The organism is Fictibacillus sp. FJAT-27399 (genome assembly GCF_001510655.1).
GTDB classification, from domain to species: Bacteria; Bacillota; Bacilli; order Bacillales; family Fictibacillaceae; genus Fictibacillus_C; species Fictibacillus_C marinisediminis.
On sequence record NZ_LMVC01000002.1, the window covers coordinates 1,089,044 to 1,113,030 of the forward strand.

A 23,987-nucleotide genomic window follows, 5' to 3' on the forward strand; every position below is an offset into this window, starting at 1 on the left:
CTCCCTGCATATCCTTTTTATACAGCTTATGAAGGGTGAATTGAGAAATGTCATAAAATTTATTTTAAATTAAAGTGACTTCTATCGGAAAATAAAGGAAAATATAGAAAGTAAGATGTGTGGAGAGGAGCAGTAAAGAGTGATTCGCAACAAAAAAAGAATAATGAACTATTTAATTATATTAAGTTTGGCAGTCTGCCTTTTATATATCAACCATCGGTATTTAAATTTAACGCCGGAGCGGTTTAGAGGCTGGATTCTGTCGTGGGGAGTTTGGGCTCCAATCGTTTATATCGCTTTATATGCCTTCCGGCCGTTTGTGCTGTTTCCGTCATCCGTGTTTGCAGTGACAAGCGGCTTGGCCTTCGGGTTATATTGGGGGTGTCTGTATACATACCTGGGATCCTTGTCAGGCGGACTCATGACGTTTTTAGCAGTGAAATGGATCGGCAAAAAAAGCGTAAAAAAGGAATGGAAGGGAAATTATCAGAAGATCCAGGAGGGCATCAAGCAGCGTGGATTTATTTATGTACTGATCCTCCGCCTCCTGCCGATATTGAATTATGATCTTGTGAGCTACTTGACGGCTGCCGCAAACGTCAAGTTTAAAGATTACGCGGCAGCCACGGCCATCGGAATCATACCGGGCACATTGGCATACACGTACATAGGAGCTTCAGTGGCGAATACAGGAATGAAGGAAATTTTAATTTCATCCATCATCATTATTACTTTGATTATTCTTCCGGTTGTAACAAGGAAGAGATGGCAAAAAAAACTGGGCCTCTAGCCTCTCTCATGGAAAAAGAAGCGCTGAATGGCATTAGCGCTTCTTTTTTATGCTTATGTAGTCGCTTTGGAAGGGAGAAGCTGCTGAAGAAGCTGCTGGATGGCCGAATCAGCATCGGCCCCCTCGGTGATCAGCAGAAAAGATTCACCTTTTCGGAGCATCATGAAAAACGAAACAAGGCATGTTAGTTTTTTCGCGTGCAGGGTGACTCCGTTTTTACATAAAAAGACGTTGGACTGAAACGATCTGGATATTTTTACGAAATCCGTAACCTTTTGAATGGTGAATTTAGAAGCGTCACTGGTAATGGAGACGGTTTTTGAACAAATCTTTTTCATATATAGGATCCTCCTGAAATGGATTGTAATAGTTATCTACAGCGTATCTACCCTGTAATAAACCGTTTCAAACCAAGTGAGATTGAAAACATCAGGAAAGGGAATAGAGAGGGGGAGAAAGAAGGAGGAGGATGCACGGATGTTTGAAATGATCTTTCATTTTTTAAAAGAGTTGGGAGCGGTCGGGCTATTTATCGGGACCGCCCTGGAGGCTTCCTCGATTCCTTTTCCCGGTGCGCTGGTCATTCTGATCTACGGATTTCTGCTGAAGCCAAACCTGGTCGAGAGCTTGCTTCTGGCATTGGCAGTAAGTGCAGTATACACCATATTCAGCTATGTACCTTATATGATAGGTTATAAGCTTGAAAGCAAGATGAAAGAGAAGTTCAACGAGAAGAAAGTAGAGAAAACGAAGAAAGTGTTTAAAAAATACGGAGAGTGGAGCATTGCTCTTTCCCGGCCTTTGGGAATCGGAAATTATGTTTCCTACGCAGCAGGGATGAGCAAGGTCAATCGGTGGAAATTCGGCGGGCTGACCTTTATCGGCATCTTTCCTTTAGCAGTTGCCATGCTGTTTTTAGGCAGGCTGGGGGAAGTCAAGACCGTTAATCATGTGCTGCAGGCTTCACAGTCCTATATTCTTGCAGGGGCAGGAGTCCTGCTGGTTGGTTTTTTACTGTATAAATTCGTTTATAAGAAAAGGACGGCAAGCTAAAATAAGAGACAAATCAAAAAAGCGGAAATCTCGAAGGTTTCCGCTTTTTGATTTTTGAGATCTTCTATAGCTTTTGCTCTCTTTTCACCTTATTATTGATATGTGTATTTTCACATATGTTCATCAAGCATTTTCCCTTAAAAATTGTGTAGAATATGTTAAAATGACAAACAGATACGGAAAGAAGGAATGAAGAGGATGGCGTTGAGATATGCGCTGCTTGGATTGTTGGCCAAGAGCGAGGCAACCGGATATGAACTGAATCAGCAGTTTAAAGAAACGATGATCCACTTCTGGACAGCCCATCATACCCAGATTTATCGGGAACTTGTAAAGATGGAGGAAGAGGAGCTTGTAACCTCGCAAGTGATTCATCAGGTGGACTATCCGGATAAGAAGGTATATCAAATCGAACCAAAAGGCTATGAGAGGCTGCTGAAATGGCTGCTGAGCAAGGAAATCTCACAGTCGAAACTAAAGGATGACCTGTTATTGCGTGTTTCATTGTTTCATCTTATACCTCCAGATACGGCTGTTGCTTTTTTAGAACGGGCCAAAGAGCAGCATTCTTTCGGCCTCGGCTTGATGAAAGACTGGAAAGACAGCCATTTTCCTGAAGACAGCTTTCAGCAGGAGGATCTAGGAGAATATTTAACATCGGAATTCGGGAGAAGATACCTGCAAAACTGGATTGAATGGTGCGACTGGGCCATTCAGGTCATACAAACCATGAACAGCAAGGAGAAGTGAATATGAAACTGGAATGGACGGAAAGGGCGATCGAAAAGATAAAGAGTAAGATGCAGGAAGGAGACAGCGTACTGCTAAAGTATGATACGGAAGGGTGCGGCTGTGTTGTCAGCGGGGTGTCCGCACTCTGGATTGTGGATGAAGAACCGGAGGGCACGGTCCAGCTTGAAACGAACTTCCTGCCCGTTTATATGGAGAAAACCAAAATGGTATTCTTTGATGAGCAGATGACGATCGATTTTAAAAAGGAACAGCATACGTTTCAGCTGAAAAGCCCGAACCAGATGCTTAATCCGCATCTGAGACTCGAGAATAAAATCAAAACAGGAAAAGACGCCTAAAAAAGCGTCTTTTTTTAAATCCAGTGTTTCAATACTGAAAAAAGACGCCTAAAAGGGCGTCTTTCCTATTTTTTAGTGCATCAATGATGATGAAGGGGCTGTCCTGAAAGTCGAAAATTGACCTTCAGCAGCTCCTTTTTGGCTTGAAAATCTTCAATGAAAAGTTGATTGAAGTGGAAGGTGCGAGACTCCTGCGGGACTAGCGTGACAGGTGAGACTCCCGCAGGCGCTAGCGCCAAGAGGCTCACCGCACGCCCCGCGGAAAGCGAGCACCCTGGAACGGAAATCAACAGCTTACAGACTTCTTGGACAGCCCCTTTCATGTTTTGAAAGAAGGTATTGCCTGCTTTGAAGGCTGCGGGAAACAAAAGGAGAGATAAACTCCACAGCCTCAAGGAGAAGATCGAGCTGGATGCCGGTCGAGATACCCATACGATTCAGCATGTAAACAGTATCTTCTGTTGCCACATTTCCTGTTGCTCCCGGAGCAAACGGACAGCCGCCAAGCCCCCCTGCGGACGTGTCGAAGCGGTCCACACCTGCCTGAAGGGCAGAAAAGATATTAGCCAGGGCCATGCCGCGTGTGTCATGAAAATGGGCAGCGATGAGCAGGGCAGAAGGAAGATGATGCTTAAGCAGAGCAAACAAGTCATAAACTTCCTGAGGATTAGCAAGCCCGATCGTATCGGCGACGGAGAGCTCATCTACTCCCAGATCTGAAAATTCCTCACATAGTTTCAGGACAGCCTGTTCGTCCATTTTTCCTTCATACGGACAATAAAAAGCCGTCGAAATACATGCCCGCACAAAAAAGCCTTTCCGTTTCAGGTCTCTGATGAGCGGAGTAAGCTCATCCATGCTCTCTCTCGTGCTTTTATTAATATTTTTCCGGTTGAACGTATCACTCACACCGACAAAAAAAGCTGCGTTCTTACATCCGGAAGAAAGGAGGCGCTCTACTCCTTTTCCGTTCGGAACGAGCACGATATTTCGAGTGCTGTCATCGGTGCAATGCTCGATCACTTGTTCAGCATCACCCATCTGCGGCACCCATTTGGGAGAGACGAACGAGGTAAGCTCCATTTCTTGAATTCCCGAAGATTTCAGTTTATGAATAAAACGGATCTTGTCTTCCGCCGGCACGAGCTGCTTTTCGTTTTGCAGTCCGTCGCGCGGTCCAACTTCAATGATGGTGACTCTTTGGGGTAGTTCCATAGCTCCTCCTAGTCATTGCGTTATGTATGAAATCTTTCCTTTATTTTACGTTTTACCTCCTTAAGTTGCAATACGGAGCAGGGAATTATGGTATGATAATAAGGAATATTCAGAAAAAAATACGGGAGTGAGAAGAAATTATGGCACTACAAGATGCAGTGATTGTAAGCGCTGTCAGAACACCGATTGGCAGCTTCCTGGGAAGTTTGAAGGATATCCCCGCCACAGAGCTGGGAGCCATTGTAATTAAAGAAGCACTGTCGCGTGCAGGCGTTTCAGCGGATGAAGTGAGTGAAGTGATCATGGGGAATGTTCTTCAGGCAGGATTGGGCCAGAACCCGGCACGCCAGGCGGCCATGAAAGCGGGACTGCCGCAGAGGGTTTCCAGCATGACGATCAACAAGGTCTGCGGTTCCGGACTGAAGGCTCTTCATTTAGCCAGCCAGGCGGTCATGCTCGGAGAAGCGGAAGTGGTCGTATGCGGCGGAATGGAAAATATGAGTGCGGCGCCATATCTTTTGAACGAAGCAAGAAACGGGTTGCGCATGGGAGATGGCAAGCTGGTTGATTCCATGGTTCATGACGGATTATGGTGTGCCTTTAATGATTACCATATGGGAATTACGGCTGAGAATCTCTGTGACGCCTATGGCTTGACCCGCCAGGAGATGGATGAGTTTGCAGCAGACAGCCAGCAGAAATGTGAAAGAGCCATGGAGAATGGCAAATTTTCGGATGAGATCGTAACGGTTGAGATTCCGCAAAGAAAAGGAGATCCACTGCTGTTCTCAGAGGATGAATATCCGAAGAAAGGGACGACAGCTGAAAAGCTAGGAAAGCTGAGACCGGCATTTAAAAAGGACGGCACAGTAACAGCAGGAAATGCTTCAGGCATAAATGACGGCGCAGCTGCTCTTGTTGTTGTATCCAGAAAAAAAGCAGAAGAACTTGGCCTGACACCTCTCGCAAGAATTGTAGCCAATGCAAGTGCAGGTGTTGATCCAAGCATAATGGGAATCGGCCCGGTAGATGCCACGAAAAAAGTGCTCGAAAAGTCAGGGATAACGCTTGAAGATATCGATTTGATCGAAGCGAACGAAGCGTTTGCGGCACAGTCGCTTGCTGTAGGAAAAGAGCTTCAGTTCTCAGATGAAAAATTGAATGTCAACGGAGGCGCAATCGCCCTTGGCCATCCGATCGGAGCAAGCGGCGCGAGAATCCTTGTGACCCTTCTGCACGAGATGAGAAGAAGAGAGAACCGGTACGGGCTTGCTACCCTTTGCATCGGCGGCGGCCAGGGAGTAGCTACAATCGTAGAAAATGAAAAGTGGCAATAAGGGGGGAGCAGAATGAAATCTATAGAAACCAGTGCACTGCATGCGATTGAAGAGATTAAGGACGGATCAACGCTGATGGTCGGCGGATTCGGTCTCGTTGGAATTCCTGAAAAATTGATTCTGGCGCTCGTTGAAAAGGGGACGAAGGATTTAACCGTCATCTCCAATAACTGCGGCGTGGATGATTGGGGGCTTGGCTTGCTCCTGAAGAACAAGCAGATTAGAAAAATGGTAGGTTCCTATGTGGGAGAAAACAAGGAGTTTGAGAGACAGGTGCTCTCCGGCGAAATTGAAGTCGAGCTGATTCCGCAAGGGACGCTTGCTGAACGGATCCGCGCGGGGGGTGCAGGCATTCCCGCCTTTTACACACCAGCCGGAGTCGGTACACCGATCGCAGAAGGCAAAGAAGTCCGCACATTTAATGGGAAAGAGTACCTTTTAGAAAAAGGGCTGACCGCTGACTACAGCCTGATCCGTGCTGCGCATGGAGACAAGGCAGGAAACTTGATCTACAACAAAACAGCAAGAAATTTTAACCCTATGATCGCAGCGGCAGGCAAAGTAACCATTGCAGAAGTGGAAGAGCTGCATGAAATAGGAGAATTGGACGCAGACCGTATTCATACACCGGGAATTTACGTACAGAAGATGATCGTCGCACAGCAGGAAAAGCGCATCGAGCGACTGACCGTTCAATCATAAGCAGAGAAAGCGGGGAATGGCGATGAATACTAGAGAAAAAATCGCAAGAAGAGCAGAAAAAGAGATTGAGAACGGATTCTACGTCAATCTTGGCATTGGAATGCCTACCATGGTTGCGAATTACATAAGTGAAAACAAGAGCGTTGTCCTGCAGTCCGAAAACGGCCTGCTCGGAATCGGTCCGTACCCGAGGGAATCTGACGTAGATCCGGACTTGATCAATGCAGGGAAAGAAACGGTTACGGCCATTAAGGGAGCATCTTACTTTGACAGTGCCGAATCGTTTGCCATGATCAGGGGCGGCCATGTTGACATCGCCATTCTTGGCGGGATGGAAGTTTCAGAGAATGGTGATCTGGCCAACTGGATGATTCCGGGCAAAATGATCAAAGGCATGGGCGGTGCGATGGATCTCGTCCATGGCGCAAAAAAAATCATCGTGATCATGGAGCATGTGAATAAAAGCGGCCAAAGCAAGATCTTGAAGAACTGCAGCCTGCCGTTAACAGGAAAAGGTGTCGTACACCGCATTATTACAGACAGGGCCGTTCTAGATGTGACAGAACAGGGTCTTAAGCTGGCAGAGGTAGCTGCGGGTTATACCGTTGAGGACATTCAAGCATGCACGGACCCTGATTTGATCATTGATGAAAATGTAAAAACGGACGCTTACTAACAGTTAAAACAAACGGGGAGGAAGATGATGAGTTCAGTCTATGTGGTGGAAGGGGCGAGGACACCCTTCGGGAGCTTTGGTAAATCATTAAAAAATATCTCATCCTTGCAGCTTGGAACAATAACCGCCCATGAAGCGCTTCAGCGTGCAAAAGTCAATCCTGAAGAAATAGGAGAAGTGGTGTACGGAAATGTGATTCATTCGAGCATTGATGCGGCTTACGCAGCAAGGCATATCGCACTAAGGTCGGATATTCCTGAAACGGTGCCGGCGATGCTAGTTAACCGGTTATGCGGTTCCGGCCTTCAGGCGGTGATCAGCAGTGCGCTTTCCATCCAAACCGGAGACGCACAGCTGGCGTTATGCGGAGGGATTGAGAACATGTCCATGAGCCCTCATTCGACCTTTAACCAGCGCTTTCAGGGACAGAAATTTGGAAACCTCCAGCTTGAAGATATGCTTCTTCACACCTTAACAGATCAGTATATCGGGTGCGGAATGGGGATTACCGCTGAAAACCTGGCAGAGATGTACGGTATAACAAGAGAAGAACAGGATCAATATGCGCTTTTGAGCCACCAAAGAGCCGCAAGAGCGATTAGCAGCAGCCGTTTTGCTGAAGAGATCATTGCGGTTGCAGTTGATGAAAAGAGGAAGCAGCAGCTGGAAACGGACGAACTCGTCAAACCCGACTCCACTCTGGAACAGCTTTTAGCACTGAGACCGTCGTTTAAAAAAGACGGAACCGTAACAGCAGGAAATTCAAGCGGGATCAATGATGGTGCTGTATCTCTTATTCTGGCAGGAGAGGAAAGCGTCCAGAACAAACGAGTTAAACCGATGTCGAAAATTGTGTCATGGGCAGTCTGCGGGGTTGATCCAAAGATTATGGGAATCGGCCCAGTTCCTGCCGCACAAAAGGCATTGGCCAAAGCAAACCTGACGATTGGAGACATGGACCTGGTTGAAGTAAACGAAGCGTTTGCTTCACAGTATCTGGCGGTTGAGAAAGAATTGGGGCTAGATCGGGAAAAAACCAATGTCAACGGCGGAGCGATTGCACTCGGCCATCCAGTGGGAGCAAGCGGAGCAAGGCTCTTGCTTTCTTTATCTTATGAACTCCGGAACCGGGGCGGTAAGTATGGTTTAGCGAGCCTGTGCATCGGCGGAGGCCAGGGAATTGCCATGATTATAGAGAACGTTTCATAAATAAAAGCTTCACGGCCGCCCATGATGACAGCCGTGAAGCTTTTTCATTTTATCTTCTATGCTGTTCATAGACGTTCTTTTTAGACAACGAACGGACGGCGCTAACCTCATCGGAAGCCAGTTCATGCATAGTGCTGGCACCGATATTGGAAAGAAGCTGTTCCACAGAACTCGCGCCTGGAATAGCCGAAGCGACGGCAGGGTGATGAAGAGCATAACGGATCGCAGTCTGGCTCAAACGGTTTTCACTTCCAAATTCGCTGTGCAAGTGTTTGACGAGTTCCTGGATCTCCTTTCCTTCATAATCCAAGTACTGATCGCTTTCGTTGCGCTGCAGCGCTCGTTTAGAGAGCCAGCCTTTCGCAACAGGTCCGCGTGCGATCACGCTGATGTTTTTATCATGAAGAAAATCAAGCATCTCTTCCTCCGGGCGACGGTCAAGAATGCTGTACTGCATCATGACACTCACGATGTCTGAATGTTCCGCATAATACGATATCACGTTTGGTCTGATCGAAGAGATACCATATTCCCGGATGTGGCCCTCCTTTTTCAGTTCATCGAAGGCGGCGATGGTTTCATCCATATTGTCTTCAATGGTTCCCCCATGGAGCTGATATAAGTCGATGTAGTCCGTCTGCAGGCGGTGGAGGCTGTCTTTTACCGCTGTTTTTATGTATGTCTTTGATGGATCCCAGTCCCAGCCCTCTTTACCCGCGGTCCAGCGGTTGCCAACTTTAGTGGAGAGAACGATCTTGTCTCTGAAAGGCTTTACGCTTTTTCCTACAAATTCTTCATTCCAGCCGAAGTGATAAAGGTCAGCGGTGTCGAAAAAAGTGACGCCTTCGTCATACGCTCTTTGAATCATTTCTCTTCCTTCTGTTTCATTACCAGGCTCAATGGACATGCAGCCGAGCCCGATTTCGCTTACAAACAAATCAGAGGCTCCAAGTTTATTCTGCTTCATGGGAAAATCATCTCCTTGTTTGAGTGAATTACAAAAAGAGTAGCATGAAAACAGGCAAAAAAAAACCTTCCAGCCTGGAAGGGGTCAGCGTTTATGTCCTGGGGAGGAAGTGATCCACTCCTTTACAGTGGAATGCTGCTTCATATAGTGCTTGAGCATATATTTAATCTGCCAAGCTTTTCCTACCAATGTTACACCATTATGCTGGATATACACTTTCACGGGTTTCCTCCTCAATATGGCGTTATCTTGTTCATCATTACCGGCTTATGATAGACTTTATGTAGCCAAATAAGATATAGAACCAGGAGTGAGACAAGCAATGGATCATTTAAAAGAAACGACAATATCAACAACCCCGGTTTATTCTGGAAAGATCATAGATTTAGAAATACAGGAAGTCCTGCTTCCCAACGGCAACAAAAGCAAGCGCGAGATTGTAAAACATCCCGGGGCAGTAGCTATTATTGCCCTTACACCGGAAAATAAACTGCTGCTTGTGAGACAGTACCGTAAAGCCTTGGAAAAGACGATCGTTGAAATACCAGCAGGAAAGCTTGAGAAGAATGAAGATCCGCTGGAGTGTGCGAAGCGTGAACTACTCGAAGAAACAGGCTATGAATGCGGATCGCTTGAGTATTTATCATCGTTCTATACCTCACCGGGATTTGCAGACGAATTGATCCACCTGTATTACACGGATTCCCTTAAAGAGTGCAAAGAACAGCAGCCCGATGAGGATGAGTTTCTGGATGTTCTTGAAGTATCTATTGAAGAGGCGGAGGAATTCGTAAAAAACCAGCAGATTCACGATGCGAAGACCACTTATGCCGTACAATATGTACTATTGAAGAGAAAGCTTGAGAAAGATGCTTAATACGTATTACGCGGACCTGCATGTACATATCGGAAGGTCGCGTTCTGGAAAGCCTGTAAAGATTACGGGGGCCAAATCCCTGACTTTATCTGCTATTTTAGATATGGCTTCTGCCGTTAAAGGAATCGATCTTCTTGGTATCATTGACTGCCACGTGCCGGAAGTGATTCAAGAACTAGAGGAGATGCTAGAATCGGGTGTCATGGCTGAACACGAAGAAGGCGGATTATGGTATGAGAAGGTGTGCCTTCTGCCAGGGTCCGAAATCGAAATCTATGATGAGAACTGCAATGGGCCTATCCATGTTCTAGTGTTTTTTCCTACACTTGAAAAGATGAAACAGTTCAGTTTTTATATGGCCGGGCGGATGAAAAATATTACGTTAAGCTCGCAGCGAATCTACGAGTCGGCCCATAACCTTCAAAGAAAAACGAAAGAACTGGGAGGACTGTTTATCCCGGCTCACGTGTTCACTCCGCATAAGAGCTTGTATGGAAAAGGGGTAAACGCTTCTCTTTCAGAAGTTTTCCTTCCAGATCTCATAGATGCCATCGAACTCGGTTTAAGTTCGGATACGTCTATGGCTTTTGCTGTTGAAGAACTGATGTCCTATCCATTTCTTTCAAATTCAGACGCGCATTCTCTGGAAAAGATCGGACGGGAATACCAGACGATCCGGATGGAGAAACCTACTTTTCTGGAATTCAAACAGGCATTAAAAGAGGAACAGGGGAGGGGGATTACAGCCAACTACGGCTTAAATCCGAGACTCGGCAAGTATTATGAAACGACCTGCGCTAAATGCTCTGCGTTCATCGAGGAAGAGAAAGGGACCGTATGCAAACAATGCGGGAGTTCATCTACGATACGAGGTGTTAAAAACCGGATCAATGAATTAGGAAAATGCGCCATGCACCAGTCAGATCACAAAGAAAGGCCGCCTTATATCCATCAAGTTCCACTGGAGTTCATTCCTGCTCTTGGACCGAAAACGCTGCAAAAACTAAGGGATCATTTTGGAACGGACATGGCGATCCTTCATGAGGTAGAAGAAAAAGATTTAATGGAAGCTGCTCCGCAAACGATCGTGCATCATATTCTGCGTGCAAGGGAAGGCAAGCTATCTTTCCAGTCTGGCGGGGGCGGCAAGTACGGGAAAGTAGCATCAGGCAAATCTAGCAGATAAAAAATAGACATACCTCCCTCTGACTTTCATAGAATGAAATAAGAGATTAAGGGAGGAAATAGAGATGCGGTCTATTAAAAGGTTTGTACTGTTTCACCTTCAAGAGCATTATTCGCTGTATGTGTTTGTATCCGTCCTCTTACTGATGGGCGTTATTTTTGGAGCTGTTATTGTAAACAGCCTGACACTGAGCCAAAAACAGGACCTGCTGAATTATTTGTCCCGGTTTTTCGGGGAGGTCTCCAAAGGGAGTTTTGCTGATCCAGAGGATATGTTCTCACAAAGCTACAGCCATTATATTAAATATATAGCGGTGATGTGGATTCTTGGGCTGTCTGTTATCGGACTGCCGGTCATCTTGATCATGCTCTTCATTAAAGGGGTAGTCATCGGGTTTACGGTCGGTTTTCTCGTGAATCAGATGGGCTGGCACGGATTCTTGCTCGCTTTTGTTTCCGTTCTTCCACAGAACCTCATTCTGGTTCCGGGTTTGATCGTGGCAGCTGCCGCTTCTATTCTATTTTCCGTTAAAATGATCAGACAGCAGTTTTTGAAAAAATCGAGCGACCCCTTTTTTCCAAAGTTCTTTAAATATTCAGCTCTCATTATCGCAGTAGGATTGTTCCTGGCTGTTGCATCTGCCTTTGAAGCGTATCTTTCACCGCTTCTGATGGAAGGAGTCATGAGTTTGGGGTCCAAATAAAGAATAAAAACTACCATAAAATAATAATTATAAACTGCAAATTATAATTATTTTAAATTGACACCTTTTCTTTCCATGCCTTATAATAATCATGTGAAACATAAGGGAGGATTAGGTATGGAAAGCCGTCTTGACCGGATCAAAAAACAGCTGCATTCCCAGAGCTATAAGCTTACTCCCCAGCGAGAAGCTACAGTTAGGGTCCTCCTGGAAAATGAGGAAGATCATTTAAGTGCAGAGGACGTCTATCTTCTTGTGAAGGAGAAATCACCAGAGATAGGTCTTGCTACTGTCTACCGTACATTAGAACTATTAACTGAACTGAAAGTAGTCGATAAAATAAATTTTGGAGATGGCGTATCGAGATATGATCTTCGTACAGAAGGAGCAGCTCACTTCCATCATCATCTCGTTTGCCTTGAATGCGGAGCGGTCGATGAAATCCAAGAGGATCTGCTGGAAGATGTGGAAAAGGTCGTTGAAGAGGGCTGGAATTTTAAAATTAAAGACCACCGCCTCACTTTTCACGGCATCTGCCACCGCTGTAACGAAAATGATAAAAATGATGAGACCCCTTGATGAAAGGTACTCATCATTTTTTATTTATTTACAAATCCGAAAGAATCAGTTAACGTAAAGTTGTAGTAAAATTAGAAAATGTGTATATAACCGCAATTCTTTGGCATAACCTGTACTAATATTATAGTACGGGGAGGCCGCTGAACCATGAGATCTTGGCTGAGATTATGCTGGAACACATCAAAAATATTTTTATCTTTTACAGCTTGCACATTGTTATTCTACTTTGGGCTGCTTTGGATCAACCAGGAGTACCAGGATTATCACCGGTACGATGTGCCGAAGGGGAAAGCGGTCAAGGTTTTCCAAAGTGACGCTGCCACTACGAATAAAGAGGAGAGCAATTGGCTCATCCGATTGCTGTTTTTCTACGAATCCAGTGAATAAGGAGCGCAGATATGACAGATCATGTCCAGGATTTTATTCATTATTTAATAGTCGAGCGTGGTCTTTCTAAAAACACGGTGGATTCTTACCGCCGCGACCTTGAGCAGTATGTGCTTTTCATTGAAAAAGTGGAAAACATTTCAGATATCAACCAGATTCAGCGTGCAAATATAATAGGTTACCTGCTTCATCTTAAAGAAAACGGCAAGGCTACAACAACTATTGCGAGGAACATTGCATCTATCCGTTCGTTTCACCAGTTTCTGCTTCGTGAAAAGGCGAGCGAATCTGACCCATCTGTACATATTGAAACACCCAAAGCTGAACGCAAGCTTCCGAAGGTGCTGGCTATGAACGAAGTGGAAGCGCTTTTAGATACGTCTGATACCCATGAAACGTTCGGGATCAGGGACAAGGCCATGCTCGAGCTCCTATATGCGACCGGGATCAGGGTGACGGAACTGGTAAGCCTAGATCTTGCCGATGTCCATTTATCGATGGGGTTTTTGCGTTGTCTTGGAAAAGGAAACAAAGAACGTATTATTCCGCTCGGTAAAATGGCGACAGGGGCCATACAAACCTATTTGGATAAGGGCCGTCCTGCACTTTCAAAAGGCAAGAGCGGGAACGCTTTGTTTTTGAACCACCACGGAAACCGTTTATCAAGGCAAGGTTTTTGGAAAATTTTAAAACAGCTTGCCAAAAAAGCAAATATTGAAAAAGAATTGACTCCCCATACGCTTAGACATTCGTTCGCGACGCATTTGCTGGAAAATGGAGCGGATCTGCGGGCGGTACAGGAGATGCTCGGCCATGCAGACATTTCCACAACGCAAATCTATACCCACGTGTCGAAAACAAGGCTTAAAGATATTTACGCTGCCTATCATCCAAGGGCTTAGCCTTTTTTTTCACATAGATGTCTGACTTCTGACATCATCGCTCCGAGTTTGTTCAAACGGTTGTGAGGATATAGTATCTAAAGATGAATTAATTAGTTTTGGAGGTTTTTTGAGAATGAAATATAAAAAGTTCAAACGCACGTTTTTGATTGTAATGGATTCTGTCGGAATCGGAGAAGCACCGGATGCCGGAAAGTTTGATGATAAAGGATCGGATACACTTGGCCATATCGCTGAAAAAATGAACGGGCTTCATATGCCGAACATGGAATCTTTAGGCCTGAGCAACATTCGGGAAATCAAAGGGATCAAGCCTGCAGAAAAGCCGAAAGCACATTTTGCTAAGCTTCAGGAAGCATCGAACGGCAAAGATACGATGACAGGGCACTGGGAAATCATGGGCCTTCATATCGAACAGCCTTTTCAAACGTTCCCAGAAGGATTTCCTGATGACTTGATTCAGGTGCTTGAAGAAAAATCCGGACGTAAGATCATCGGCAACAAACCGGCTTCAGGGACGGAAATTCTGGATGAACTGGGTGAGGAGCATGTGAATACAGGAGCGCTCATCGTCTATACCTCTGCGGATTCCGTTCTGCAAATCGCGGCTCATGAAGAAGTGGTCCCGCTTGAAGAACTGTACAAAATCTGTGAGATAGCAAGAGAACTTACCAAAAACGATAAATATATGGTCGGCCGCATTATCGCGCGGCCATTTGTCGGCAAACCCGGTGACTTCAAACGGACAGCCAACCGTCATGATTATGCGTTGAAACCGTTTGGGAGAACGGTTATGAACGAACTGAAGGACAGCGGTTATGATGTGATCGCGCTCGGGAAGATTTCCGACATCTATGACGGTGAAGGAGTTACGGAAGCGATCCGCACCAAATCCAATATGGATGGCATGGATCAGCTCGTTAAATCGATGGATCAATCGTTTACGGGACTGAACTTCATAAACCTTGTTGATTTCGACGCCCTGTTCGGACACAGAAGGGATCCAAAAGGTTATGGACAAGCTCTTGAAGAGTTTGACGCCCGCCTTCCGGAGGTTTTTGAAAAACTTAACGAAGATGATGTTCTTATTATTACAGCCGATCACGGAAATGATCCGGTTCATCATGGAACAGACCATACGAGAGAATATGTTCCGCTTCTTGTGTATTACAAAGGAATCGAATCAGGAAAACCTTTAAAGGTGAGTAAAACCTTTGCCGATATCGGGGCGACGGTAGCCGCCAACTACAACGTGAAGATGCCTGAATATGGAAAAAGTTTTCTTGATCAACTTTAATTAGGAGGAAAAGAAATGGGAGAATTGAAACAGATACAGACTGCTGCAAACTTTATTCAAGAAAAACTGTCCGCAAAACCGGAAATCGGCCTCATCCTAGGATCAGGTTTGGGGATATTGGCTGATGAAATCGAAAATGCTGTTATTCTTCCTTACGGCGAAATATCTGAATTTCCTGTATCGACGGTTGAGGGGCATGCCGGCCAGCTTGTTATTGGGGAGCTTGAAGGCAAACAGGTCATTGCGATGCAGGGCCGTTTTCATTATTATGAAGGCTACACTCTGGAGAAAGTCACCTTCCCTGTCAGAGTCATGAAGGAGCTTGGTGTGGAGAGTGTCCTCGTGACCAATGCAGCAGGCGGGATCAACACTTCTTTTGAAGCAGGAGATCTGATGCTGATTACGGATCATATCAATAATCTGAGCGACAATCCTTTAATCGGACCAAACGACAGCTCCTTTGGGGTCAGGTTTCCCGATATGTCTGAAGCTTACACTCAGTGCCTGCAGGAAATTGCGCGCAGTACAGCTTCATCCCTCAGCATAACGTTAAAAGAGGGAGTCTATGTGGCGAATTCTGGTCCAAGCTATGAAACGCCGGCAGAGATTCGCATGCTCAGAACATTGGGCGGAGATGCAGTAGGTATGTCCACTGTCCCCGAAGTAATCATAGCCCGCCATTCTGGAATGAAGGTTCTCGGACTTTCCTGCATTTCGAACATGGCAGCAGGAATTCTAGATCAGCCGTTGACCCATGATGAAGTAATGGAAACAACAGAACGGGTTAAATCCAATTTTCTTGGTCTTGTAAAAGGAATCGTAAAAAGCATTTAAGGGGAGGAAGAAAAATGGCTACACTATTAACCAAAATGAATGAAGCAGCAAATATGATCCAATCCAGAACAGAGGGGATGCATCCTGAAATCGGCCTTATTCTTGGTTCAGGTCTTGGGGAGCTAGCAGATGAGATCGAAAACGCAGTTCAGATCGATTACAGCGAAATCCCTCATTTCCCGGTATCAACGGTTGAAGGCCACGCAGGTAAATTGGTCATCGGAACGCTTAACGGAAAAACGGTTTTAGCAATGCAAGGAAGATTTCATTTCTATGAAGGCTACAGCATGCAGGATGTTACCTTTCCTGTCCGTGTGATGAAAGGCCTTGGCGTAAAACTTCTAATCGTGACAAACGCTTGCGGAGGTATGAACCCTGAATTTTCGGCTGGTGACCTCATGATCATTGATGATCATTTGAATATGACAGGAGCGAACCCTCTGATCGGGCCAAATGATGCTGAACTTGGACCACGTTTTCCTGACATGAGCACAGCATATACGCCTGAACTTGTTCAATTTACGAAAGATACAGCAGCAAACCTTGGAATTAAAGTGCAGCAGGGAGTGTACGCCGGGATCACTGGCCCGACCTACATGACCAAAGCCGAGCTTCGCATGCTGCGTACGGTAGGCGGAGATGCAATAGGAATGTCTACCGTTCCGGAAGTAATCGTTGCCAGCCATATGAGCATGAAAGTCATCGGAATCTCCTGTATAACCGACATGGCGATCGCGGATGAGCTTGAACCGCTTACGCATGAACAAGTGGTGGCAGTTGCCAACCGGACAAAACCGAAATTTATCAACTTAGTTAAAGAATTAGTCAAAAATGTTACTTTGTAAAGAAAGCGGTGTTTGAATATGAGAATGGTTGATTTGATTGAAAAGAAGAGAGACGGCAAAGAGCTGACGAAAGAAGAAATTAATTTTATTATTACGAACTATACTAACGGAAGCGTGCCTGATTACCAGATGGCAGCCTTCGCGATGGCTGTCTATTTCCAGGACATGACAACAGAAGAGCGTGCGAACTTTACCCTAGCGATGGTAGAGTCCGGCGATCAGATTGATTTGTCCGGCATTGAAGGAATCAAAGTGGATAAACACTCTACTGGCGGCGTAGGTGACACAACAACATTAGTCCTGGCTCCATTGGTAGCTGCTCTGAATGTTCCTGTCGCTAAAATGTCTGGCCGAGGCCTTGGCCATACCGGCGGAACGATCGACAAACTTGAAGCTGTACCAGGTTTCCACGTTGAGATCGATAACGAAGAGTTCATCTCTCTCGTGAATAAAAATAAGGTAGCCGTTATCGGCCAAAGTGGTAATCTGACGCCGGCTGACAAAAAATTATACGGCTTGCGTGATGTTACAGCGACTGTTAACTCCATTCCATTGATCGCAAGCTCGATCATGAGCAAAAAGATCGCAGCTGGTGCAGATGCAATCGTTCTTGATGTTAAAACGGGTGCAGGCGCGTTCATGAAAACCGTTGAAGAAGCAGACGAACTCGCAAAAGCAATGGTTCAAATCGGGAATACCGTAGGCAGAAATACAATGGCTGTCATTTCTGACATGAGCCAGCCTCTCGGGTTTGCCATCGGTAACGCACTTGAAGTAAAAGAAGCCATTGATACTTTAAAAGGCCAAGGTCCTGAAGATCTTGAAGAGCTTTGCCTAACGCTTGGAAGCCACATGGTTTATCTGGCTAAACAAGCTGAATCCCTTGAAGAAGCACGCGGGAAATTAAAAGAAGTCATGACGAACGGCAAGGCATTGGAACAGCTGAAAACGTTCTTGAGTGCACAAGGCGGGGATGCATCCGTAGTCGATGATCCTTCTAAACTTCCGCAGGCGAAATATACGTTTGAAGTAGAAGCCAAACAAGATGGATATGTTTCAGAGATCGTTGCTAATGAAATCGGAACAGCAGCTATGCTTCTAGGCGCAGGCCGTGCGACAAAAGAATCTGAAATTGATTTGGCTGTCGGACTAATGCTGAAGAAGAAAGTCGGCGATCAAGTTGCTGCTGGAGAATCGCTGGTTACGATCTACAGCAACACAGAAGACGTGAAAGCAACCGTTGAGAAAATTCATGCGGCTTACACGGTATCATCAGAAAGTGTTACAGCTCCTACTCTTGTATACAAAGAGATCAAAGAATAATTTTTTCTCTTGAGGATCATCCAATCGGATGATCCTTTTTGCTTTTCTTCCATCCCCTGTATAAACGGAAAATTAATGGAAAAAATAGGGGTATCATGAATTGGAGGGAAAATGCAATGAAACGATACATAGTGGTTGTTGTTGCGATGGCACTCCTGCTATCCGTTGGCGGAGGTCGTACGTTTGCTGCTGAAAAAACATTAAAGCTTGCTCCAAATTCTTCATCTGCCATTTTAATCGAGCGTGATACAGGTACGGTATTATTTAATAAGAACAGCCATAAAAAGCTGCCGCCTGCGAGCATGACAAAAATTATGACGATGATTTTAATCATGGAAGCACTGGATTCCGGTAAAATTAAACTTACTGATCCCGTCCGGGTAAGTGAGTATGCCGCGTCAATGGGAGGCTCTCAAATTTTCCTTGAGCCGGGCGAAGAGATGACCGTTCATGACATGATGAAAGGAATCGCCATCGGCAGTGCCAATGATGCTTCTGTCGCGATGGCTGAGAAAATCGGAGGATCCGAGTCTTCTTTCGTAGACATGATGAACAAAAAAGCAAAACAGCTGAGACTCAATGAGACATTCTTTAAAAATGTGACGGGACTGCCTGCAGCCGGCCACTATTCTTCTGCTCATGATATGGCAATCATGGGCAAGGAACTTTTGAAGCATGAAGAGATTACGAAATATACCGGCCTTTACGAAGAATACCTTCGCCAAAACACATCGAAAAAATTCTGGCTCGTGAACACGAACAGGCTTGTAAAGTTTTATCCCGGGACAGACGGTTTGAAAACCGGATTTACCCAGGAGGCCAAGTATTGCCTTACAGCTACAGCTAAAAAGCATGATATGCGTGTCATCGCTGTTGTGATGGGTGCACCGAATCCGAAAGAACGGAACAAGCAGATCACCGAAATGTTTGATTATGCATTCTCTCAGTACGCAACTAAGAAATTGTATGATCGCCATCAAATTGTGAAGCAGGTTAAAATCCAGAAGGGGAACATGCAGAGGCTGGCGGTTGTAACTTCTGAAAGTATTTCTGTCCTTTCCAAGCGCGGTGAAAAAGAAAACAAAGTGAATCCAAAGATCACAGTGACTCCTGATCTGAAGATGCCGATTAAAAAAGGCCAGCAGGTAGGGACACTCAGTATTGTTAAAGGTGGAAAAACGATCACCAAAAGCCCGCTGCTTGCATCTGAGAATGTGAAGAGCGCTTCATGGTGGAGTTTATTTAAACGTACGATTGGCCATATGGCAAAATCGTCTTAATTGCATGATTTGACTAATATGGACGAATCCGCACTAGTTTTGTAATAGTGGAGGATTTCGTCCTTTTTTTATCGAAACATTTTCGTATCAAGAAAAAGGAGGAGAGAAAGTTGAGTCTTAACATCGGGCTGGAGATTAAGCATACCGTTTTATGTATACGCCTTGAAGGGGAACTGGACCATCATACCGCTGATGAACTGAGGTCAAAGGTTGATGATATTTTAAAGAGCAAAAAGATTGAACATATCATGCTGAACCTTGAAGGTTTGGCCTTCATGGACAGTTCTGGCCTCGGCGTTATCCTTGGCAGGTATAAACAGATCAAGAACAATCACGGTGAGATGGTGGTATGCGCGATCTCTCCGGCAGTTAAACGTCTATTCGACATGTCTGGCCTCTTTAAGATTATCAGGCTGGAAGAAAATGAAGAATATGCCCTACAAACACTGGGGGTGGCTTAACATGAGAAACGAAATGAAAATCCAGTTTTCGGCGCTGAGCCAGAATGAATCGTTCGCGAGGGTTACAGTCGCTGCTTTTATTGCCCAGCTGGATCCGACAGTGGATGAATTGACAGAGATTAAGACGGTCGTCTCTGAAGCGGTAACCAATGCTATTATTCATGGCTATGAGAATCGTGCGGATGGAATCGTATACATTGAAGTCACTATTGATGAAGATACGGTTAAGCTGACAATCAGAGATAAGGGGATAGGAATCCAGGATCTCGACGAGGCGAGACAGCCGCTGTTCACTTCAAAACCGGAGCTTGAACGGTCTGGAATGGGCTTTACGATCATGGAGAATTTTATGGATGAGGTGGAAGTGATCTCAGAACCTTCCTATGGCACCACGATTCACTTGACTAAATTCCTGGCAAAAAATAAAGCGGTTATCAATTAAGGGGTATGCCTTATGGATGTCGAGGTTAAAGGCGGTAAGAATGAATCGTACTTTAAGGATGAGGAAATCAAGTTATTGATCAAACGAAGCCAGGAAGGCGACCAATCTGCCCGTGATTTGATCGTGGAGAAGAACATGCGCCTTGTCTGGTCAGTTGTACAGCGTTTTATCAACAGGGGATACGAACCGGACGATCTTTTTCAAATCGGCAGCATCGGCCTCCTAAAGTCGGTGGATAAGTTCGACCTGAGTTATGACGTACGCTTTTCTACGTATGCCGTTCCGATGATCATCGGAGAGATCCAGCGGTTCATACGGGATGATGGTACAGTAAAGGTCAGCAGATCGCTGAAAGAAATGGGGAACAAAGTAAGGAAAGCGAAGGATGAATTGTCAAAAGGTCTTGGCAGAACACCTACAGTCAATGAAGTCGCTGAAAAGCTGGAGATCACCGTTGAGGAAGTTGTGCTTGCACAGGAAGCTGTGCGTGCACCGACGTCGATCCACGAGACCGTCTATGAAAACGACGGAGATCCTATCACACTTCTTGACCAAATCGCAGATACAGCTGATAACAAGTGGTTTGACAAAATCACCTTGCAGGAGGCCATAGAATCTCTAGATGAAAGGGAGCGGGTTATCGTTTATCTCCGCTACTACAAAGACCAGACACAATCGGAAGTGGCTGAGCGCCTTGGCATCTCACAGGTCCAAGTCTCTCGCCTTGAAAAGAAAATATTAGCTCAGATGAAAAGCCAGATGGATTAACCAGTCCATTTGGCTTTTTTATTTTGCAAAGATTTTGCATAGATGGAATGTCAAGATCGGCGCTTTTGCTTTTCTCGTTGGCAATTGATGGATAATCCGGGTATGAAGAATGAGACAACTTTGCCAAATACATACTAAAAACGAATGTCGAAGAAAACAGGAGGCACAACCATGGAGGAATCTACTGTTTACATACGTATGAGACAAAAGGTTCAGGTTGTTCTTCAGCAGCCCGTTACACTTGGAACGGTCGCACAGATTGTCGCATCACCGGCAGCTGCCAAAAAGCTGCAGGACCTGATTATTCATCAAGTAAAACCGGCAGATAAGCATCTGGTTGTTCTTGATGTTATGAAAGTCGTGAAAAAGATCCAGGATGTTCTGCCAAATTGTGATATCCAAACGGTAGGCCCCGCCCAAACGATACTTGAAATACAATTTAAAAAGAAGAAAATGGCACCTGTATATTTTGTACTTGTTTGGCTGCTCCTGTTTATCGGTTCAGCCCTTGCCATTATGAATTTTCACGAGGATGTAAGCATGCAGGTGGTCCATCAGAAGATCTATTTTATGATTACCGGCAGCTATAACAATCAGCCTCTTCTTCTGCAGATTCCCTATTCATTTGGGCTTGGGCTCGGAATGGTCTTATTTTTTAACCATGTATTCAAGAAGAGGCTGAACGAAGAACCGAGTCCTCTGGAAGTTGAAATGTTTAAATACCAGCAGGATCTGGATCAGTATGTCGTAATCCATGAGAACAAAGAGACCGAGAAGAAGATCCATGGAGATTAAGAGTGTTTTCCTTGCTTTTATCGGTTTAGGCGGTGGTATTGCTGTAGGATCGGGATTTGTTGCTTTTTTAACGGTTCTTGGGATTATTCCCCGGCTGATGCAGCTCAGTAAAACGTACTGTTTTATACGGGCTTATGAGTGGAGTGTTGTGTTAGGGGCAGTGATCGGGGGATGGCTGAACTTGAGAAATGCCTCCATCCATGCCTCGCCGCTGCTTCTCATTCCGATCGGGATCTTTTGCGGTGTATTTATCGGAATGCTTGCCGCAGCCTTAACCGAAGTGCTGAACGTACTCCCGATCCTGGCAAAAAGAATCGGGTTCGGAGAAAAACTTCTCGTGATACTAATGGCGATCGTATTAGGAAAAGTGTTGGGATCTTTGTTTCATTGGATGGTATATGTAAATCAATAAGACAGGAGAAATGAACATGTCCAGTAAAGAACAGCAGCAGGCTTATGCCGAAAAAATCAAACCCTTGCAGCCGAAACCACCTTATTTCATAAACTGCTTGAAGGCATTTTTGGTGGGTGGATTCATTTGTATCATAGGCGAAGCGCTTCAGAAATTTTACATGACCTATTTTAATTTTAATGAACAGACGGCAGGCAATCCGACCGCAGCTACACTGATCCTCATCGCGGCTTTGCTGACAGGCATCGGGGTGTATGACAAGATCGGACAGTTCGGCGGTGCAGGATCAGCTGTCCCGGTTACAGGGTTCGCCAACGCTATAACGAGCGCCGCTCTTGAACACAAGAGTGAAGGGATCGTATTGGGAATTGCTACCAACTTATTCAAACTTGCAGGTGCAGTTATTGTTTTCGGAGCTGTATCAGCCTATATCTTCGGAATGATCAGGTATGCGTTTAAAACACTAATGTAAAGGAACGATGGATATGAAACTGCTCGGAAGGCAAACGTGGAAATTTGGAGAACAGGTCTTTTTAAATTCAACAGGAACAGCTGTAGGCCCAATGGAAAGTGAAGGCCCGCTCGGAGCGATGTTTGATGTAAAGTACAAAGAACTTCATTGTAATGAAAAGAACTGGGAACTCGCAGAGCGCCGTTTGATGGAAGATTCAATCACGAGCTGTCTGAACAAGGCAAAATTGTCAAACGAGGATATTAATTTTTTCCTTGCTGGTGATCTGCTCAATCAGGTTGTAACAGCAAACTATGTGGCAAGAGCTAATGAAATTCCTTTCCTTGGTGTCTTCGGAGCCTGTTCCACTTCGATGGAATCTCTTGCAGTCGGTGCTGCCCTGGTAGATGGGGGCTACGCCAACCGGGTAGTAGCGGCCGTAAGTTCACATAACGCTACAGCTGAACGCCAATTCCGGTATCCAACCGAATATGGCGGACAGAAGCCGGATACGGCAACGTTCACGGTGACAGGAGCGGGGGCTGCTCTCGTCAGCAGAGAACCATCATCCATAAAAATAACCGCAGCCACGATTGGAAAAGTAAAAGACTTTGGGATCAAGGATCCTTTTGATATGGGTTCAGCGATGGCGCCTGCAGCAGCAGATACTATCGCGGCTCACCTTAAAGAGACAGGGAATAACCCGGATTACTACGATTTAATCGTAACAGGGGACCTTTCAGCAGTCGGTTCACCGATCGTTAAGATGCTCTTAAGTGAGCAAGGTGTAGATATCTCAAAGAATCACAGAGATTGCGGTCTGATGATGTACCGTCCTGATCAGGAAGTGTTTGCCGGCGGAAGCGGCTGTGCCTGCTCTGCAGTCGTAACATACGGCCACCTTGTAAAAGAACTCCAATCAGGTAATTTGAACCGGATTTTAGTCGTAGCCACTGGGGCACTCCTGAATCCGACGATGATGCAGCAGAAAGAATCCATTCCAACGATTGCTCACGGAGTAGTTCTTGAAAGTACAAAGGAGGTGCTTAAGTAATGGAGTATTTATGGGCATTTTTAGTCGGAGGCGCCATATGTGTAGTCGGCCAGCTCATGATGGATGTGTTTAAATTAACTCCTGCACACGTCACCACCTCCTTTGTTGTCGTTGGAGCAGCGCTGGATGCATTTGGAATTTATGATAATCTTATTAAATTTGCAGGTGCAGGAGCTACTGTTCCGATCACGAGCTTTGGGCATAACCTGCTGCATGGTGCGATGGCATCAGCAGACGATCATGGGTTTATTGGAATAGCCATGGGAATCTTTGAACTGACTTCAGCCGGTATCTCATCTGCCATTCTATTCGGTTTTCTGGTCGCATTAATATTTAAGCCTAAGGGGTGAA

32 protein-coding genes are annotated in these 23,987 nt (G+C 45.4%); 27 read left to right on the forward strand and 5 right to left on the reverse strand.

Annotated features, from left to right (window positions below; translation table 11 throughout):
• Positions 1-139: 139 nt before the first annotated feature.
• Complete coding sequence (locus AR335_RS10490; RefSeq protein ID WP_062235182.1) at positions 140-790, forward strand: TVP38/TMEM64 family protein; 651 nt, start codon at positions 140-142, stop codon at positions 788-790.
• 53 nt (positions 791-843) lie between these two features.
• Here AR335_RS10490 and AR335_RS10495 read toward each other — a convergent pair whose 3' ends face one another.
• A complete protein-coding gene (locus tag AR335_RS10495) occupies positions 844-1,128 on the reverse strand; it encodes an HPr family phosphocarrier protein (protein ID WP_062235183.1) in 285 nt (94 codons plus the stop codon).
• Between the two features lie 139 nt (positions 1,129-1,267).
• On the opposite strand from AR335_RS10495, the gene AR335_RS10500 reads away from it, so the two are divergent.
• The 3 genes from AR335_RS10500 (at position 1,268) to AR335_RS10510 (ending at position 2,934) form a co-directional block, all read left to right on the forward strand.
• Positions 1,268-1,843, forward strand: a complete 576-nt coding sequence (locus AR335_RS10500; RefSeq protein WP_062235186.1) for a DedA family protein — start codon at positions 1,268-1,270, stop codon at positions 1,841-1,843.
• 198 nt (positions 1,844-2,041) lie between these two features.
• Positions 2,042-2,593 (forward strand): PadR family transcriptional regulator, encoded by a 552-nt coding sequence (locus AR335_RS10505; RefSeq protein WP_062235188.1) that lies wholly within the window; start codon positions 2,042-2,044, stop codon positions 2,591-2,593.
• 2 nt (positions 2,594-2,595) lie between these two features.
• The gene (locus tag AR335_RS10510) at positions 2,596-2,934 is read left to right on the forward strand and encodes an iron-sulfur cluster biosynthesis family protein (RefSeq protein WP_062235191.1); all 339 of its coding nucleotides are present in this window, start codon (positions 2,596-2,598) and stop codon (positions 2,932-2,934) included.
• An 80-nt stretch (positions 2,935-3,014) separates the two neighbouring features.
• On the opposite strand, the gene AR335_RS23950 is transcribed toward AR335_RS10510, so the two are convergent.
• On the reverse strand, positions 3,015-3,224 hold the full coding sequence (locus AR335_RS23950) for a hypothetical protein (protein ID WP_156418924.1): 210 nt from the start codon (positions 3,222-3,224) through the stop codon (positions 3,015-3,017).
• 4 nt (positions 3,225-3,228) lie between these two features.
• Positions 3,229-4,149 carry a hydroxymethylglutaryl-CoA lyase gene (locus tag AR335_RS10515; protein WP_062235194.1) on the reverse strand — a complete coding sequence of 307 codons (921 nt, stop codon included), beginning with the start codon at positions 4,147-4,149 and terminating at the stop codon, positions 3,229-3,231.
• Between the two features lie 140 nt (positions 4,150-4,289).
• Between AR335_RS10515 and AR335_RS10520 the strand changes: the two genes are divergently transcribed.
• From AR335_RS10520 to AR335_RS10535, 4 genes are read left to right on the forward strand one after another with little or no spacing between them, the layout of a single operon-like run.
• The gene (locus AR335_RS10520; RefSeq protein ID WP_062235197.1) at positions 4,290-5,486 is read left to right on the forward strand and encodes an acetyl-CoA C-acetyltransferase; all 1,197 of its coding nucleotides are present in this window, start codon (positions 4,290-4,292) and stop codon (positions 5,484-5,486) included.
• 12 nt (positions 5,487-5,498) lie between these two features.
• Positions 5,499-6,188 carry a CoA transferase subunit A gene (locus AR335_RS10525; RefSeq protein ID WP_062235200.1) on the forward strand — a complete coding sequence of 230 codons (690 nt, stop codon included), beginning with the start codon at positions 5,499-5,501 and terminating at the stop codon, positions 6,186-6,188.
• Positions 6,189-6,210: 22 nt separating this feature from the next.
• Entirely contained in the window at positions 6,211-6,864 is a 654-nt protein-coding gene (locus AR335_RS10530) for a CoA transferase subunit B (protein WP_156418925.1), read from the forward strand.
• Positions 6,865-6,891: 27 nt separating this feature from the next.
• Positions 6,892-8,073 (forward strand): thiolase family protein, encoded by a 1,182-nt coding sequence (locus tag AR335_RS10535; protein ID WP_062235205.1) that lies wholly within the window; start codon positions 6,892-6,894, stop codon positions 8,071-8,073.
• Positions 8,074-8,122: 49 nt separating this feature from the next.
• Here AR335_RS10535 and AR335_RS10540 read toward each other — a convergent pair whose 3' ends face one another.
• Both AR335_RS10540 and mciZ read right to left on the reverse strand, forming a co-directional pair.
• Positions 8,123-9,040, reverse strand: coding sequence for an aldo/keto reductase (locus tag AR335_RS10540; RefSeq protein WP_062235208.1), 918 nt, complete (start codon positions 9,038-9,040; stop codon positions 8,123-8,125).
• A gap of 84 nt (positions 9,041-9,124) precedes the next feature.
• Positions 9,125-9,262 carry a Z-ring formation inhibitor MciZ gene (gene mciZ / locus AR335_RS10545; RefSeq protein WP_062235211.1) on the reverse strand — a complete coding sequence of 46 codons (138 nt, stop codon included), beginning with the start codon at positions 9,260-9,262 and terminating at the stop codon, positions 9,125-9,127.
• A 100-nt stretch (positions 9,263-9,362) separates the two neighbouring features.
• Between mciZ and AR335_RS10550 the strand changes: the two genes are divergently transcribed.
• The 19 genes from AR335_RS10550 (at position 9,363) to spoVAE (ending at position 23,986) form a co-directional block, all read left to right on the forward strand.
• The gene (locus AR335_RS10550; protein WP_062235214.1) at positions 9,363-9,917 is read left to right on the forward strand and encodes an NUDIX hydrolase; all 555 of its coding nucleotides are present in this window, start codon (positions 9,363-9,365) and stop codon (positions 9,915-9,917) included.
• The gene (locus AR335_RS10555; protein WP_062235219.1) at positions 9,910-11,103 is read left to right on the forward strand and encodes an endonuclease Q family protein; all 1,194 of its coding nucleotides are present in this window, start codon (positions 9,910-9,912) and stop codon (positions 11,101-11,103) included. The genes AR335_RS10550 and AR335_RS10555 overlap by 8 nt, the downstream gene beginning before the upstream one ends.
• A gap of 64 nt (positions 11,104-11,167) precedes the next feature.
• Entirely contained in the window at positions 11,168-11,806 is a 639-nt protein-coding gene (gene spoIIM / locus AR335_RS10560) for a stage II sporulation protein M (protein ID WP_053357984.1), read from the forward strand.
• A gap of 117 nt (positions 11,807-11,923) precedes the next feature.
• A complete protein-coding gene (locus tag AR335_RS10565) occupies positions 11,924-12,385 on the forward strand; it encodes a Fur family transcriptional regulator (RefSeq protein ID WP_062235223.1) in 462 nt (153 codons plus the stop codon).
• A 147-nt stretch (positions 12,386-12,532) separates the two neighbouring features.
• Positions 12,533-12,772 (forward strand): YqzK family protein, encoded by a 240-nt coding sequence (locus tag AR335_RS10570; RefSeq protein WP_053357986.1) that lies wholly within the window; start codon positions 12,533-12,535, stop codon positions 12,770-12,772.
• A gap of 11 nt (positions 12,773-12,783) precedes the next feature.
• Positions 12,784-13,674, forward strand: a complete 891-nt coding sequence (xerD, locus tag AR335_RS10575; protein ID WP_062235225.1) for a site-specific tyrosine recombinase XerD — start codon at positions 12,784-12,786, stop codon at positions 13,672-13,674.
• A 115-nt stretch (positions 13,675-13,789) separates the two neighbouring features.
• On the forward strand, positions 13,790-14,971 hold the full coding sequence (gene deoB / locus AR335_RS10580) for a phosphopentomutase (protein ID WP_062235228.1): 1,182 nt from the start codon (positions 13,790-13,792) through the stop codon (positions 14,969-14,971).
• Positions 14,972-14,986: 15 nt separating this feature from the next.
• A complete protein-coding gene (locus tag AR335_RS10585) occupies positions 14,987-15,805 on the forward strand; it encodes a purine-nucleoside phosphorylase (RefSeq protein ID WP_062235232.1) in 819 nt (272 codons plus the stop codon).
• Positions 15,806-15,819: 14 nt separating this feature from the next.
• Positions 15,820-16,650, forward strand: a complete 831-nt coding sequence (locus AR335_RS10590; RefSeq protein WP_062235236.1) for a purine-nucleoside phosphorylase — start codon at positions 15,820-15,822, stop codon at positions 16,648-16,650.
• Between the two features lie 18 nt (positions 16,651-16,668).
• Positions 16,669-17,973, forward strand: coding sequence for a pyrimidine-nucleoside phosphorylase (locus AR335_RS10595; RefSeq protein ID WP_062235239.1), 1,305 nt, complete (start codon positions 16,669-16,671; stop codon positions 17,971-17,973).
• A gap of 116 nt (positions 17,974-18,089) precedes the next feature.
• The gene (locus AR335_RS10600) at positions 18,090-19,253 is read left to right on the forward strand and encodes a D-alanyl-D-alanine carboxypeptidase family protein (protein WP_053357992.1); all 1,164 of its coding nucleotides are present in this window, start codon (positions 18,090-18,092) and stop codon (positions 19,251-19,253) included.
• A gap of 110 nt (positions 19,254-19,363) precedes the next feature.
• Positions 19,364-19,714, forward strand: a complete 351-nt coding sequence (spoIIAA, locus tag AR335_RS10605) for an anti-sigma F factor antagonist (RefSeq protein ID WP_053357993.1) — start codon at positions 19,364-19,366, stop codon at positions 19,712-19,714.
• 1 nt (position 19,715) lies between these two features.
• Entirely contained in the window at positions 19,716-20,156 is a 441-nt protein-coding gene (gene spoIIAB / locus AR335_RS10610) for an anti-sigma F factor (RefSeq protein WP_053357994.1), read from the forward strand.
• A 12-nt stretch (positions 20,157-20,168) separates the two neighbouring features.
• The gene (sigF, locus tag AR335_RS10615) at positions 20,169-20,924 is read left to right on the forward strand and encodes an RNA polymerase sporulation sigma factor SigF (RefSeq protein ID WP_062235241.1); all 756 of its coding nucleotides are present in this window, start codon (positions 20,169-20,171) and stop codon (positions 20,922-20,924) included.
• A 171-nt stretch (positions 20,925-21,095) separates the two neighbouring features.
• Positions 21,096-21,719, forward strand: a complete 624-nt coding sequence (locus tag AR335_RS10620; RefSeq protein WP_053357996.1) for a stage V sporulation protein AA — start codon at positions 21,096-21,098, stop codon at positions 21,717-21,719.
• On the forward strand, positions 21,709-22,131 hold the full coding sequence (locus tag AR335_RS10625; RefSeq protein WP_053357997.1) for a stage V sporulation protein AB: 423 nt from the start codon (positions 21,709-21,711) through the stop codon (positions 22,129-22,131). The genes AR335_RS10620 and AR335_RS10625 overlap by 11 nt, the downstream gene beginning before the upstream one ends.
• A gap of 16 nt (positions 22,132-22,147) precedes the next feature.
• The gene (gene spoVAC / locus AR335_RS10630) at positions 22,148-22,603 is read left to right on the forward strand and encodes a stage V sporulation protein AC (RefSeq protein ID WP_053357998.1); all 456 of its coding nucleotides are present in this window, start codon (positions 22,148-22,150) and stop codon (positions 22,601-22,603) included.
• A gap of 13 nt (positions 22,604-22,616) precedes the next feature.
• On the forward strand, positions 22,617-23,636 hold the full coding sequence (gene spoVAD, locus AR335_RS10635) for a stage V sporulation protein AD (protein ID WP_062235244.1): 1,020 nt from the start codon (positions 22,617-22,619) through the stop codon (positions 23,634-23,636).
• Positions 23,636-23,986: a stage V sporulation protein AE gene (gene spoVAE / locus AR335_RS10640; RefSeq protein ID WP_062235246.1), complete on the forward strand. Its 351-nt coding sequence runs from the start codon at positions 23,636-23,638 to the stop codon at positions 23,984-23,986. Before spoVAD ends, spoVAE begins: the two co-directional genes overlap by 1 nt.
• Position 23,987: the final 1 nt, after the last annotated feature.